Annotated in this window: 15 protein-coding genes and 2 tRNA genes; 8 read left to right on the forward strand and 9 right to left on the reverse strand. The window is 59.6% G+C overall.

Annotation, left to right across the window (positions count from 1 at the left end):
- Positions 1 to 76: 76 nt before the first annotated feature.
- Positions 77 to 532: a PRC-barrel domain-containing protein gene (locus ACQZ5F_RS02980; RefSeq protein WP_046798139.1), complete on the reverse strand. Its 456-nt coding sequence runs from the start codon at positions 530 to 532 to the stop codon at positions 77 to 79.
- Between the two features lie 163 nt (positions 533 to 695).
- Between ACQZ5F_RS02980 and ACQZ5F_RS02985 the strand changes: the two genes are divergently transcribed.
- Positions 696 to 1121 (forward strand): DUF1801 domain-containing protein, encoded by a 426-nt coding sequence (locus ACQZ5F_RS02985; protein WP_052817960.1) that lies wholly within the window; start codon positions 696 to 698, stop codon positions 1119 to 1121.
- A 37-nt stretch (positions 1122 to 1158) separates the two neighbouring features.
- On the opposite strand, the gene ACQZ5F_RS02990 is transcribed toward ACQZ5F_RS02985, so the two are convergent.
- Positions 1159 to 2127 (reverse strand): alpha/beta hydrolase, encoded by a 969-nt coding sequence (locus ACQZ5F_RS02990; RefSeq protein WP_052817959.1) that lies wholly within the window; start codon positions 2125 to 2127, stop codon positions 1159 to 1161.
- Between the two features lie 109 nt (positions 2128 to 2236).
- On the opposite strand from ACQZ5F_RS02990, the gene ACQZ5F_RS02995 reads away from it, so the two are divergent.
- Positions 2237 to 2905 carry a hypothetical protein gene (locus tag ACQZ5F_RS02995; protein ID WP_225339179.1) on the forward strand — a complete coding sequence of 223 codons (669 nt, stop codon included), beginning with the start codon at positions 2237 to 2239 and terminating at the stop codon, positions 2903 to 2905.
- A gap of 178 nt (positions 2906 to 3083) precedes the next feature.
- On the opposite strand, the gene uvrB is transcribed toward ACQZ5F_RS02995, so the two are convergent.
- Positions 3084 to 6020 carry an excinuclease ABC subunit UvrB gene (gene uvrB, locus ACQZ5F_RS03000; protein ID WP_225339180.1) on the reverse strand — a complete coding sequence of 979 codons (2937 nt, stop codon included), beginning with the start codon at positions 6018 to 6020 and terminating at the stop codon, positions 3084 to 3086.
- A gap of 268 nt (positions 6021 to 6288) precedes the next feature.
- Between uvrB and ACQZ5F_RS03005 the strand changes: the two genes are divergently transcribed.
- On the forward strand, positions 6289 to 6642 hold the full coding sequence (locus tag ACQZ5F_RS03005) for a DMT family protein (RefSeq protein WP_003507620.1): 354 nt from the start codon (positions 6289 to 6291) through the stop codon (positions 6640 to 6642).
- Positions 6643 to 6750: 108 nt separating this feature from the next.
- On the forward strand, positions 6751 to 7173 hold the full coding sequence (locus tag ACQZ5F_RS03010; RefSeq protein WP_225339181.1) for a GNAT family N-acetyltransferase: 423 nt from the start codon (positions 6751 to 6753) through the stop codon (positions 7171 to 7173).
- Between the two features lie 17 nt (positions 7174 to 7190).
- On the opposite strand, the gene ACQZ5F_RS03015 is transcribed toward ACQZ5F_RS03010, so the two are convergent.
- A complete protein-coding gene (locus ACQZ5F_RS03015; RefSeq protein ID WP_046798143.1) occupies positions 7191 to 7574 on the reverse strand; it encodes a winged helix-turn-helix transcriptional regulator in 384 nt (127 codons plus the stop codon).
- Positions 7575 to 7730: 156 nt separating this feature from the next.
- Between ACQZ5F_RS03015 and ACQZ5F_RS03020 the strand changes: the two genes are divergently transcribed.
- Both ACQZ5F_RS03020 and ACQZ5F_RS03025 read left to right on the forward strand, forming a co-directional pair.
- Positions 7731 to 8342 (forward strand): NAD(P)-dependent oxidoreductase, encoded by a 612-nt coding sequence (locus tag ACQZ5F_RS03020; protein WP_046798144.1) that lies wholly within the window; start codon positions 7731 to 7733, stop codon positions 8340 to 8342.
- A gap of 12 nt (positions 8343 to 8354) precedes the next feature.
- On the forward strand, positions 8355 to 8831 hold the full coding sequence (locus tag ACQZ5F_RS03025) for a nuclear transport factor 2 family protein (protein ID WP_225339182.1): 477 nt from the start codon (positions 8355 to 8357) through the stop codon (positions 8829 to 8831).
- Positions 8832 to 8905: 74 nt separating this feature from the next.
- On the opposite strand, the gene ACQZ5F_RS03030 is transcribed toward ACQZ5F_RS03025, so the two are convergent.
- The 5 genes from ACQZ5F_RS03030 to rlmB all read right to left on the reverse strand — a co-directional run bounded on the left by ACQZ5F_RS03030 (position 8906) and on the right by rlmB (position 12738).
- Positions 8906 to 10270 (reverse strand): PepSY-associated TM helix domain-containing protein, encoded by a 1365-nt coding sequence (locus tag ACQZ5F_RS03030; RefSeq protein ID WP_225339183.1) that lies wholly within the window; start codon positions 10268 to 10270, stop codon positions 8906 to 8908.
- A 45-nt stretch (positions 10271 to 10315) separates the two neighbouring features.
- Entirely contained in the window at positions 10316 to 10717 is a 402-nt protein-coding gene (locus ACQZ5F_RS03035) for a DUF2946 family protein (RefSeq protein WP_225339184.1), read from the reverse strand.
- A 70-nt stretch (positions 10718 to 10787) separates the two neighbouring features.
- The gene (locus ACQZ5F_RS03040; protein ID WP_225339185.1) at positions 10788 to 11381 is read right to left on the reverse strand and encodes a hypothetical protein; all 594 of its coding nucleotides are present in this window, start codon (positions 11379 to 11381) and stop codon (positions 10788 to 10790) included.
- Between the two features lie 5 nt (positions 11382 to 11386).
- A complete protein-coding gene (locus ACQZ5F_RS03045) occupies positions 11387 to 11779 on the reverse strand; it encodes an acyl-CoA thioesterase (protein WP_046798149.1) in 393 nt (130 codons plus the stop codon).
- Between the two features lie 71 nt (positions 11780 to 11850).
- A complete protein-coding gene (gene rlmB / locus ACQZ5F_RS03050) occupies positions 11851 to 12738 on the reverse strand; it encodes a 23S rRNA (guanosine(2251)-2'-O)-methyltransferase RlmB (RefSeq protein WP_448730977.1) in 888 nt (295 codons plus the stop codon).
- A gap of 210 nt (positions 12739 to 12948) precedes the next feature.
- Here rlmB and ACQZ5F_RS03055 point away from each other — a divergent pair.
- Positions 12949 to 13033: transfer RNA gene (locus ACQZ5F_RS03055), tRNA-Tyr, on the forward strand.
- Positions 13034 to 13058: 25 nt separating this feature from the next.
- Positions 13059 to 13132 (forward strand) — tRNA-Gly (locus tag ACQZ5F_RS03060).
- Positions 13133 to 13284: the final 152 nt, after the last annotated feature.

A 13284-nucleotide genomic window follows, 5' to 3' on the forward strand; every position in this document is an offset into this window, starting at 1 on the left:
GCCTGGCCGGAATATGCCGCATGAAAAACCCCCGCGATGACGGATCGCGGGGGCAAGCTTGCGACTGCAGGGGTAATCAGTCGTCCAGCTTGTCGTAGTCGAGCTTCGGCGCATTTTGCAGCGCTTCCTTGGTGGTGTCGACATAGGCCTTCCAGGTGCCGTTGTCGTTGTGAACCGCGACGGAGGCCGGGTCGAGCACCACGTAGCTCTTGTCTATGCCGAGGAAACCGCCGACGCTGGCCACAAGGCCGATCACCGACTTGCCGTCGCCGATGACGACATCTTCGATTTCGCCGATGTTTTCGTTCTGGGCATTGTAGATGTCGAGACCGTCGAGCTGGGAGGCGGTGAGGTCGGTCTTCTGGACATTAACGAACTTCAGCGGGCCGTTGGCCTTGGTGCCCATGGTGATGCCCGGGCCGGACAAAGCGGCATCCGCGCCGGCAGCGGGGGCGGTGGTGGCCGTCTGGGCAAAAGCCACGGAAGAAGAGAGCACTGCCGCGGCAGCGAGCGCGATGACCTTGATTTTCATGATGTTTCTTCCCTTTGTATGCTGAACGTTGCGTTCGGGGAGGAAACGGTGAAACGGGAATTTGGTTCCGCGTGGGAGGACATGAAAATTTGGTCTATGCTGAAAGACGAAACAGTCGCGAGGCGGGCCGGCAGCCGCGGCGCAGTGAAATCGGGAGAGTGTCATGGCCAAAACGACAGCGGAGAAAGATGCGGGGGATATAGCACCATCGGCCTTCATCGACCGGAAAATTGCGGAACTAGGCGACTGGCGCGGCGATACGCTCGCGCATGTCCGAGCGCTGATCAAAAAGGCCGATCCGGAGGTGATCGAAGAGGTGAAATGGCGCGGTGTGCCAGTCTGGTCGCATGCGGGCATTCTGTGCACCGGTGAAACCTACAGGAACGCCGTGAAGATGACCTTCGCCAAGGGTGCTTCACTCGCTGACCCGACGGGTCTGTTCAATTCGAGCCTTGAGGGCAATATGCGGCGGGCAATCGATTTTCACGAAGGGGATGTGGTGGATGAGGAAGCGCTGATAACGTTGATCCGGGCTGCCGTGGCGTTGAACGCGTCGGTGAAAACCGGAAAAAAGCGGGCTGGGAAATGATCAGGCTGATCCGGCAGTAAGAAGACAGGCGGGTTCCTCAATCTTGCGCGACATCCGCTGCCTTGTCCCATTCGCTGTCGATGAATTTCAGCGCGTCGATGATCGAAACCTTCCACACAGACCAGACGTGATCGCCATCGGTCACCCGCAGTTCGGATTTGCGCTTGTCGGCCTGTAGCGTCTCATACAGGGCGATGGCGCCGCGCCAGAGGAAGAAGCCGTCATCGTCGCCGACGGTCAGATAGGTGGCGGGAAGATCCTGGCTTTCGGCGACGTGCTGCGCGACGAGGGTGAAGACGTTTTTTTCATTAAAGAGCCTTGCATCGAAAGGTGTGCCGAAGGCGCCGGAAAAATGATCGCCGGTGGAAGGCAGCACAATGCCGCTGGTGACGGTGGTGGGGTCGATGCGATGGAAGAAGGCGCTGTCCTGAATGAGCTTCAGTTCGGCGGGCGTCTTGTCGAGATCGGAGGCGGGCACGTTCTGCCAGATTGCGCCAGACAGGCTGGCGACGGCGCCATAGAGGTCTTCGTGGCCATAGGCGAGATGCAACGCGCCGAAACCGCCCATGGAGAGGCCGGCAATGGCGCGGCCTTCACGATCCTTGCGCACCGGCAGGTTTTTTTCGATCTGGTGGCGCAGATCGCCGGTCAGGGCCGTTTCATAGTCGCCGGGACCACCGACGGCGGCGGAATCGACGTACCAGCTGTTTTCGACACCGGGCATTACGACCACCAACGGACGGATGGCGCCTGCTTCGATGAGCGTGTCGAGCGTCTTTTCGATATTGCCGAGATCACGCCAGCTGTTCTGATCGCCATCATGGCCATGCAGGAGATAAAGCACCGGCCAGCCGTTTTCGGGCGGCGTGCCGTCCGGGCGGTAGATGTTGACGGGAAGCGGCACGTTGAGGGCGGCGCTGTGGAAAGTGGCATCCTCGATCTGGCCGGAGAAGGCTGGTCCCCAGGAAAGCAAAAGGCAGAAGGCCGCCAGATTTTTTCGATGCATGCCGTTCTCCCTGCCGCCATTTCCAGAAGATAATCAACATTCGCGGGAACCGCGTGGTCTGGGCATAATGTTGCGGTAATGCTCTCCTTGCAAGTTTGCGGGCGGTCTTATGGCTTCAGCTTCGGAAACCTGGATGCGGCAGCCGTTCATATCGCGCCACAGTCTCCAGGGTTTCATGATGACATTGACATTATCGCGTTTCAAACCATTGCTTATTTTGCTCGTTTTCCTCTCCGGCTGCATGACCACGCCGATTTCCAGTATTCCCAAGCTGATGCGGCTCGATTTTCTGACGATGAATTTCGAGCATGTCCGGGTGGGCTTGCAGCTTCCCACCTTCCTTTCATTACGCGCCGGCGATGCGGTTATGATCATCCGTAGCACCACCGATGGGGTGAAGGACAAGACTGTCGAAACATTTGGGCTGATCGAAGAAAACATGGCTGAGGCTGACCGCGCACGGTTCAACGTAAAACACCGGGCCGGATGGGGCACCAGCGTGTGGAGAATAAAGCCTGAGGATATTGCAAGGCTCACCGCATTACAGGAGAAAGTGCGCCGCTCGCGCATTGAGGGGCCGCGCATCCGCGGCAGCACGGAGATAGAGATATTGCGGGTCTGCGTCGCCGGCGTCCTGCCGAATGGGCCGATCTATTTCTCGACTTATATCAGGCCTGCGGAAAATGAGGACTACATCCCGATGTCCCTCGATGCGGATCTGGTGAAGGTGTTTGGGGCGGCACAGATTGCGACGCGGGTCAGCAGTTGTGAAGGTTAGAACGTATCCGGTTAAACGGATTCGCCGGACGTGCTTTGTCTTTTTTACGCATTTCCGGGCGTAAAGCGGCCGCGAACCTATATTGGAAGCGCTCCGGCCATGATCGGAAGCTGTTCTACCAGGCACAACGCTGAAGCGGGGGCAAATTTATCGCCCCCGCCTGATTGGTCGTTGCGCATCAGCGGCCGGGACGGCCGGTCTTTCCCTTCGTCCGGCTTTTGCGCTTCTGCTCACCGGCATCCTCGTAGGAACCAGCGCCGATCTTGCCCCGTACAAGCGGTCTTGGATCGTCCGTCGTATGCTCCGGCTGGCCTTCCAGCAGCGGTGAGAAACGTTTGCCGGGCTCGGTTTCCGGCTTGTCGGGCAGGGCGCCGCGTACGGGTTTTTCGGTTCTGCCCACTGTCATTTCGTCCAGCGAGTTTCTGCGGAACAGCGGCTTTCCAGCGTCCGAACCCGGACCCATCTCGTCCAGTGCGGGTTTGGCGAAGAGGGAGGTTGCGGCGTGTGGCTCGCCCCCCTCTGGGGATGAGATCGGCAAGCGGCTGCGTCTGTTGTTTTTTCCGCCGCCTTCAACAGCGCGGGCTTCTTCCTTGGCCATGGGGTCGTCCATGGTGGCCAATTCGGCGGCCTTGAGGCGCTTGATTTCGTCGCGCAGGCGGGCGGCCTTTTCGAAATCGAGGTCGGCGGCGGCATCGCGCATGGATTTTTCCAGCGCGTTGAGATGGGCCTGCAGATTGTTGCCGACCAGATGGCCGCCATCGGCGAAGCCCTTGCCGGAAGTGCCAGAAATATCGGCCCTTACATGGTCGCGCTCATAAACTGAATCAAGAATATCGGAGATCTTCGCCTTGACCGATTCCGGCGTGATACCGTGTTCGGCGTTATAGGCCATCTGCTTTTCGCGGCGGCGGGAGGTTTCCTCCATCGCCCGTTTCATCGAGCCGGTGATATTGTCGGCATAAAGGATGACCTTGCCGTCGACGTTACGCGCGGCGCGGCCGATGGTTTGGATCAGCGAGGTTTCCGAGCGCAGGAAGCCTTCCTTGTCGGCATCGAGGATGGCCACGAAACCGCATTCGGGAATGTCGAGGCCTTCGCGCAGCAGGTTGATACCGACAAGCACGTCGAAAGCGCCGAGGCGCAGGTCGCGGATGATTTCGATACGCTCCAGCGTGTCGATGTCAGAGTGCATGTAACGGACGCGAACACCCTGTTCGTGCAGATATTCGGTCAGGTCCTCGGCCATGCGTTTGGTCAGCACGGTGCAGAGCGTGCGATAGCCCTTGGCGGCGGTCTCGCGAATTTCGCCGAGAACGTCGTCGACCTGGCTGCGGGCCGAGCGCACTTCCACCGGCGGATCGATGAGGCCGGTCGGGCGGATGACCTGTTCGGCAAAGACGCCGCCGGCCTGTTCCATCTCCCATGAGCCGGGTGTGGCGGACACCGCCACGGTGAGCGGGCGCATCGCATCCCATTCCTCGAAGCGCAGCGGCCGGTTGTCCATGCAGGAGGGCAGGCGGAAGCCATATTCGGCCAGCGTCGCCTTGCGTCTGAAGTCGCCGCGATACATGCCGCCGATCTGGCTGACGGAAACGTGGCTTTCGTCGATGAAAAGGAGGGCGTTATCAGGAATATACTCGAACAGGGTCGGCGGCGGTTCACCGGGATTGCGGCCGGTAAGGTAACGCGAATAGTTCTCGATGCCGGCGCAGGAGCCGGTCGCTTCCAGCATCTCGATGTCGTAGCGGGTGCGCTGTTCCAGCCGCTGGGCTTCCAGCAGGCGTCCAGCCTTTTCCAGCTCGGCGAGGCGGCCCTTCAGTTCTTCCTTGATCGACTTGATCGCGCCGTTCAGCGTCGGACGCGGCGTGACATAGTGCGAATTGGCGTAAATCTTGACGGATTGCAGGTCGCCGGTTTTCTGGCCGGTCAGCGGGTCGAATTCGGTGATGGAATCAATCTCGTCGCCGAACATCGAGATGCGCCAGGCGGCGTCCTCAAGGTGGGCCGGGAAGATTTCGATGGTATCGCCGCGCACACGGAAAGAACCGCGCTGGAAATCCATGTCGCGGCGTTTGTATTGCTGGGCCACGAGGTCGGCCAGAAGCTGGCGCTGGTCCAGCCGGTCGCCCACCTGCATCTGGAAGGTCATCGCCGTATAGGTCTCGACCGAACCGATACCGTAGATGCAGGAGACCGAGGCGACGATGATGCAGTCATCGCGTTCCAGCAGCGAGCGGGTAGCGGAGTGGCGCATCCGGTCGATCTGTTCGTTGATCGAAGATTCCTTCTCGATGAAGGTGTCGGAGCGCGGCACATAGGCTTCCGGCTGGTAATAATCGTAGTAGGAGACGAAATATTCCACCGCATTGTCGGGGAAGAAGTTCTTGAACTCCGAATAGAGCTGCGCGGCCAGCGTCTTGTTGGGGGCAAGGATGACGGCCGGGCGCTGCGTCGCTTCAATGACCTTGGCCATGGTGAAGGTCTTGCCCGATCCCGTGACGCCGAGCAGCACCTGGCTGCGCTCACCGGAATCGATGCCTTCAACAAGATCGGCAATGGCGGTCGGCTGGTCACCGGCGGGCAGGTAGTCCGAAGCCATGCGGATCGCGACGCCGCCTTCCGATTTCGGCGGCCGGGCCGGGCGGTGCGGCGTCCATAGCTTGCCGTCCTTGAACAGCGGATTGCCGCTCTCGATTAGCTTCGACAGCGCATCCACCGTGGCGGTGACGGCGCCCGGGGCGAGATTGGCGGCTTCTTCCAGCGACACGTCCATGCCGGCCACCGGATTGAGGCCGGCGGCGGCGCGGGTTTTCGGATCGCTCGACGCGCCGATGGATACGCCGCGCGCAGTTTTGGACGCGGTGGTGTTCTTCGCCGTCCTGGAGGCTGCCTTTTCCGCTTCCTTGCGGGCCTCGATTTCGATCTTCTTGCGGTGCTTGCCCGCTTTCGAGGCGATTTCGCGCTGGGTTTCCACCGAGCCCGCCTCGGCTTCCGCCTCAAGCTGTTTCACCCAATCGGCGACGCTGCCGCTGAGCGGCGCACCTTCGAATGACGATTGCGGAGCTTCCTCGAAGCCCGGGGGCGAGGAGGTGGACTTTTTCGGTGATCTGGCCATGCGCGAAATATGGAGGGAGTCACGCATAAAGGGAAGGGGATGCGGTGAAAAAATGAGTACAAAAAGGAAACGAAGCGAGTGGAACAAAATTCGGCCGGATGCGTTGCGTAGCGGCTGAAAACAGCTTTGCTCAAATCCGTAGAAAATCGATTCCGGTTTTCAGGCGGATGCGCTAGAGCAAATCCATACGGGCAGAATGAGGGTTCCCTTCTGACTGCCTCCTCCTGCCGCATTTCCTGACATCCTTCCCTTTTTTCCAGGACCCATCATGCCGTTCTCAATCAGCCCTGCCCATATCTGGCCTGTCCTGATGCTTATCGCCTCCAATGTTTTCATGACCTTCGCCTGGTACGGCCACCTGAAGCACAAGGGCAGCGCGCTCTTTCTGGCGATTGTCGCCAGCTGGGGCATCGCCTTCTTCGAATATGTGCTTGCCGTTCCCGCGAACCGCATCGGTTCGGAGGTCTATTCCACCGCGCAGCTCAAGACCATTCAAGAGGTCATCACGCTTGCGGTCTTCGCGCTGTTTTCGATCTTCTGGCTGAAGGAAAGCATCACCATCAATCATGTGATCGGTTTTGCGCTGATCGCTTTCGGTGCATCCTTCATTTTCCGGTCCTGAAGACGGACGGGAGAGGCTGGCGCTCTGCCGGTCCGGAACCAGTCGCAGCGGATATGAGGTGATGTACCGATGAAAATACGGCCTGCACAAGTTGACGATGCAATGGGAATGGCGGCGGTTCAGAACGAGATATTCTCGGCCGGCCTCAGAAAAGCACCGACGGATATCACGGCGGTGCTGGAGAATTACATCCAGCACGCCGACCGTATCGAATGCTCGGTTGCCGAGGATGAGGACGGACGTATTCTGGGCTTCCAGTCACTGCGTTATGCGCGGGAGGACAATCCCTATGACGTGGCGCAAGGCTGGGGCATTATCGGCACCCATGTCAGCCCGCAGGCGGTGCGAAGAGGCGTGGGATCCGCCCTCTTTGCGGCAACGTGCAGGGTGGCGGAGGCGCGGGGCCTTCAGAATATCGATGCCAGCATCGGCGCGGACAACATGCTCGGGCAGCGTTATTATGAGGCCATGGGCTTCACGACCTATCGTCAGCCGGAAGGGCTGGTCTGCAAGGTTTATCGGCTGGGATAGGCGCGGCCTGCTCCCGGTCAGCCGCGATTGTCGTTTTCGGAATATTGCAGGCGGGCCTTGCAGATGCGGACATGGTTCTCGTCCGCCCACTGCACCAGCAATTGCATCGGCACCAGAAACGAACGGCCGAGATTGGTCAGTTCATATTCCACGCGCGGCGGCACCTCGGCATAAAGCGTGCGGCGGATGAAGCCATCCTCTTCCAGCCGCTTCAGCGTGCGCGACAGCATCTGCTTGGAAATATCGTCGATCCTGCGGTTCAGTTCGTTGAAGCGAAGCACGCCGCCCTGTAGCGCTTCCAGAACCAGCAGGCTCCACTGATCGCCGATGCGATCCAGTACGTCACGGATCGGGCAGGGTTGCTCGAAGGTGAAGATTTCCTTTGTTTGCGTATCCGTCACTGTTCTTACCCCTTGCCCTTTTTCACCCTTCAAGGTCATCGCCATGTGACCAGATCAGCCGCCGCTGACTTCTTGCGGCTATGGTTGCGATATCATAGCTCTCTTTCGCGGTCTATTATTTAGACCTACAACGATAGTGACGAAAGGACAGAAGCCATGGCTAAAATCGCGCTCGTCGGCGCTTCCGGCAATGCCGGCTCCCGCATTTTGAAGGAACTTTCCGACCGGGGGCATCAGGTAACGGCGATTGCCCGCGCTCCTGAAAAGATCGCCAGCCTGCCGAATGTGGTGGCCAAGAAGGGCGATGTTTTCGATCAGGCAGCGCTTTCGGAGCTGCTGAAGGGTCACGATGCTGTGATAAGCTCGGTGCACTTCACTGCCAGCGATCCCTTGAAGCTCATCGAGGCCGTGCGCGCTTCCGGTGTTCAGCGTTATCTCGTGGTCGGCGGTGCCGGCAGCCTTGAAATCGCGCCCGGCCAGCGCGTGGTTGACTTGCCGGATTTCCCGGCCGCCTACAAGGCTGAGGCTACCAAGGGCGCGGAGTTTCTTGATCTGCTGAAACAGGAAAAACAGCTCGACTGGACCTTCCTGTCGCCTTCAGCCGAATTCGTACCGGGGGAAAGAACCGGAAAATTCCGCATCGGCAAGGATAGCCTGCTCAGCAACGATGAGGGCAGCCGTATTTCCTTCGAAGACTATGCGATCGCGCTTGTCGATGAAATCGAGAAGCCGCAGCATTCCCGCCAGCGTTTCACCGTCGGTTATTGAGAGGTATCATCCATGAATTTCGTAACACGCCGTCTTGCCATCGCCGCTTTCGCCCTCGTGCCCGCTTTGGCGGCCGCGCCTGTACTTGCGCAAACCGCAAGACGGGATTTCGCGCAGGAAGAAGCCAACCGCAAACTGGTGATCGAGTTTTATGACACGGTCTTCAACAAGCATGAGGTAGACAAAGGCGCCGCCGTCCTCGTCGACAGCTACAAGCAGCATAACCCGATGGTGCCGGACGGCAAGGCGCCGTTCGTCAACTACTTCACCGGCTTCTTCAAGGAGAATCCGCAGTCGAAAGCGCGTATCGTTCGCAGCGCCACGGATGGCGATCTGGTCTATCTGCACATCCATTCGACGGAAAATGAAAGCGATCGCGGCAGGGCTATCGTCGATATCTTCCGTGTCACCGATGGCAAGATCACCGAACATTGGGACGTGATCCAGCCGGTGCCGGAAACGGCGGCGAACAACAATACGATGTTCTAAGTCGGGCTTTCCTTGATATCGAGGGTGACAGCCGGGATTTTCGCCCGGCTGTTTCCATTTTAGAGCACGCCTTTTTAAACGGCCCGCCGTCTCTGGCGAGACTGTACTATCAGATCCAGCGCCAGCATCACCAGCAGGCTTGCACCCACCAGCGGGAACATGAGGCCGCCAATGGCGAGCAGGGCAATGAGGCCGCGCAGCGCACGTTTTTCCTGCGGCAAAGGTGGTACCCCGAGCGAGCCTTTCGGGCGGCGTTTCCACCACATGATGCCGGCTGACATGGCAAGCAGCACGATGCAGATGCAGGCCATCACGAGGACGATCTGATTGGCGAGGCCATATTGCTGGCCCAGATGCACGTTGATGCCCCATTCCAGCGCCTTGCCGAGCGGGCCGTAATCGGCGTAGCTCATATCGATCAGCGGCTCACCGCTATATTGGTCGAGGTGGACGACGCGTTGCTTCGTCAGATCGTCAGGATAGGCGGAGCCGCTATAGACACCGGACGATTTGGTGGGAAGGGCGACGGCGTAACCGGCAGCGAGGCCCAAGCTGTCGAAACGCGCAATGGCCGCATCGATCCCGATCGGTTGGTCGATGGCGGACGCAATGGATTCGGGGATTTTTGCCTGCTCCAGCGACCAGCTTGTTTTGGCCACGTGATCGAGATGGTCACCGGACATCGGAACATCGGTGCGCACGCCGGCCGGATATCCGAAATTGCTGCCATTCGCCCATTCATTTACCTTTGCGCCCCACACGCCCGACCAGGGCATGCCGGTGACGGCGAGGAAGACGATGAAAAAGCCGACGAAGATGCCGGTGACGGCATGGGTATCGCGCCAGAAGACCCGCTTTTTCGGCGTGCCGCGCACCGTGACGACACCGCCCGTCTGTTTTCGCGGCCACCAGAGATAGATGCCGGTGGCGACGAGAAGGATCGACCAGCCGGCGGCGATCTCGATCAGATAGCGGGCATAGGTGCCGAAATATTTCAGGCTGTGGAGATAGCGGATCGTCCACATGACGGTGCCGCGATCCGGCAGGGAGCCGGCAACCTCAGCCGTATGAGGATTGACGTAGACGGCGCGCTTGCCATTCGCCGTATTGACGGTGATTTCCGTCGAGGCACCCGGATCGGCGGGTGTCGTATATTTGACGGCAGTGCCTGGAACCGCAGCAAGTGCAGCGGCAACAATTTCGGAAGGAAGCGCTTTCGGTGCGTCTTGAACCATCTCTATCCGCTTCAAATCCGAATGGATGAGGTTATCGAATTCGTCCCGGAAGAGATAAAGGGCACCGGTGACGGCGAGCGATATCATGAAGGGCAGGACGAAGAGACCGGCATAGAAATGCCAGCGCCACACGGCGCGGTAAAGATTGATGGACGAGGAATGCGCAGGCGCGCGCTCGCCCTCGAAAGAGGTCGTAACGGACATGGATGTCTCCGCAAGAAGAGTGATTTCCGGCAGGCCGGGATTGTTTCAGTTCTGCGGAGGGGTGGGCGGTGCGCGTGGGCGTGATTCCAGGTTCGGCGGCGAGGGCGGCAATGCCGCGTCGAAGTTCAAAAAGGCAACTTCGTCCGCCGTAACGACCCTGTCCGCGCGTTCGACAGGCGTAACCGGAAGGGTGGCTATGGTGGCCGATGCCAGCCGGCACAGCGTTCCGCAGCAGTCGGCGGCAATTTTGCCCGCCGGGTCCTGCTTTGCGGGCCCTTCCGGCATGTGGCTGGAACAGATGACCTCATCCGCCGCAAGCGCGACCATGGCCATGTTGCCGCTGGTCAGGCCATTGGCGAGACCCTGCAGAAGGAAAAGCAGGACGGCCAGCGTGGCGATGGCGCCCGCCGAGCTTCTGTCCTGCATGATACTGCGAATATGTCCCATACGGCCGGAATGCCATAGTCGCGGCTAAATGTCACCGCGACACAATGACGGCATCAGGGCGTTGCGGTCTTCAGGCCAACAGGTCGTAGGTGCGGAAAATCCAGGCGATCTGATAGATCAGCGCGAAGACCACCAGGAACCGGTGGAAGCGGCGGTTGCCGATGAAGGCGGCGGACGTGAAAAGAACGACGTAAATGGTTGTACGGATGAGATATTCCGGGCCGAGCGCGGCGAGGTAGTCCTGTCCCTTCAGAAGCGTGTCACCGACATCGGTGACGAAAAGCGCTGCCAGAAAACCGAAGAACCAGCTTTTGCGGGAAAAGAAGTAGTCCTCATATCCTTTATATTCCTTCATGTCGGTGGGAAACAGCAGCACGCAGAGGAAATAAAACAGCGAGCAGAACAGGATAAGGAACAGGAAGGCGCCGAAGCCCAGCACGTGGCCGGTGGCGGAAAGCCGGTGCTCCCACCACCAGAAATGCACCAGCATCAGAAACAGGAACGCCACCCAGCCGAGATGCAGCGGATAGATGCGTTCCTTCTTTGGATGTTGCACGAAACCGGCAAGGCCGGTCAGCAGGCGGGCGAGGCTGAGGCCGACCACCATGCCCATGACGGCACGGATGTGCGAATAGGCTTCCGCGGCGTTGACGGCGGCCTCCATCGTGCCTACTCCGCCGGGGGAATGGGCGTCGGCTGCCCGTTTTCGTCCATCGCCACCATGATGAAGGTGCCGGCGGTGACCTTTTCCAACTTGTCGAAACGCGAACGCTGTGCCCAGGCCTCAACCGTCAATGTGATGGAGGTGCGGCCGACGCGGGCAATATCGGTATAGATGGACAAAGTATCGCCGATCTTCACCGGCAGTTCGAAGGCCATTTCCTTGACCGCGGCCGTGACCACGCGACAGCGCGAGCGTTCCGCTGCGCGGATGCCGCTCGCCAAGTCCATCTGCGACATGACCCAGCCGCCGAAAATATCACCGGCGGGATTGGCGTCGGCCGGCATGGCAAGTGTCCTGAGCGTCAGCTCGCCGGTCGGTTTGATGGTCTGCTCGGTCATGTTGAAATTTGCTCCTTGCGAAAAAGCGCAGCATGCGTTGCGCTTTGGGATTTCGCAAGGAAGGGAAAGCGTCAGGCCGACGCTTTGCCCAGAAATTGCTGCGTTGCGTAAAGGGCGATGGCCGCCGCATTCGACACATTAAGCGATTTGATCTCGCCGGGCATATCGAGACGGGCGAGCGCCGAGACCGTTTCGCGAGTCTTCTGGCGCAGGCCCTTGCCTTCGGCTCCCAGCACCAGCGCGACTTTTGCGCCGCTGAAGGTCTGTTCGATGGGGGCGGGACCTTCCGAATCCAGCCCAACCGAAAAGAAGCCGAGCTTGTGCAGCTCGCCCAGAGCATCGGCCAGATTGGTGACCTGGATATAGGGAATGAGTTCCAGCGCGCCTGAGGCGGATTTTGCCAATACGCCTGACTCGGTCGGGCTATGGCGCATTGTGGTGATGACGGCGCCGGCGTTGAAGGCGACCGCCGAGCGCATGATGGCGCCGACATTGTGTGGATCGGTGACCTGATCGAGCACGAGGACGAGCGGGCTGTCCTTCAGCGCGCCGAGCCTCTTGACCGGCAGTGGCTTCGTTTCCAGCATCACGCCCTGATGGATCGCCTCGGGGCCGAGCACCTTGTCGATATCCTGCGGGGAAACCATCTCGACCGGGAAGGGCTGGGCGTCCGCCTCGCCGATATCCAGACGCGCAAGAGCATTCTGGGTGACGGAGAGCTTGACGATCTGCCGTTCGGGATTGGCGAGAGCGGCACGCACGGTATGCAGGCCGTAAAGATGCACCTGATCCGGCGCAAGCTGCGGGGGCTTCCAGTCGTCCGCATCGCGGTTCCTGCGCCGCTGCTGCGGCGGAGTGGGGATTTCGCCCCTTTCGCGCTTGGCGTCGCGTACGGCGCGGCGCAGGGTGGCGTAGTGCGTATCGCGGGTGGATTTGTTGTTGGGATCGTCTTTGCTCATGGCGCCTTATATCTCCGCAAAGAGGCGCACACCAGCCCCCGCGATAATCCACAGGGCTGTAAAGATGTTTGAATTTTTTCCCGAAAATTCGTGAAAGGGCGTGTTGACAGAAACGAACGAGGCCGTCATATACGCGCCACAGACGACGCAACGGCGCTTCGCCGCAGCGAAATCTTAAAGAGCTTGGTAGCTCGATCCTAGCAGAACGCTGGAGGGATGCCCGAGTGGTTAAAGGGGACGGACTGTAAATCCGTTGGCTACGCCTACGTTGGTTCAAATCCAACTCCCTCCACCATTCTGCACGGATCGAAATCACCACCGCGGGTATAGCTCAATGGTAGAGCAGCAGCCTTCCAAGCTGAATACGCGGGTTCGATTCCCGCTACCCGCTCCAGCTATTCTCCCAAAAAAATCCATGACGTCGATTAAGCGCTGATTTCACAGCGTTTTGCCTCGCCTGTGCCGAAGCGAAACGGTGTTCGCCCGCAATCATCTTACCTGTCGAGCCTGCCGATATCTGCATCGGAATCTCGGCCACCAGGCCGT

The organism is Agrobacterium sp. 22-210-1 (assembly GCF_053522525.1).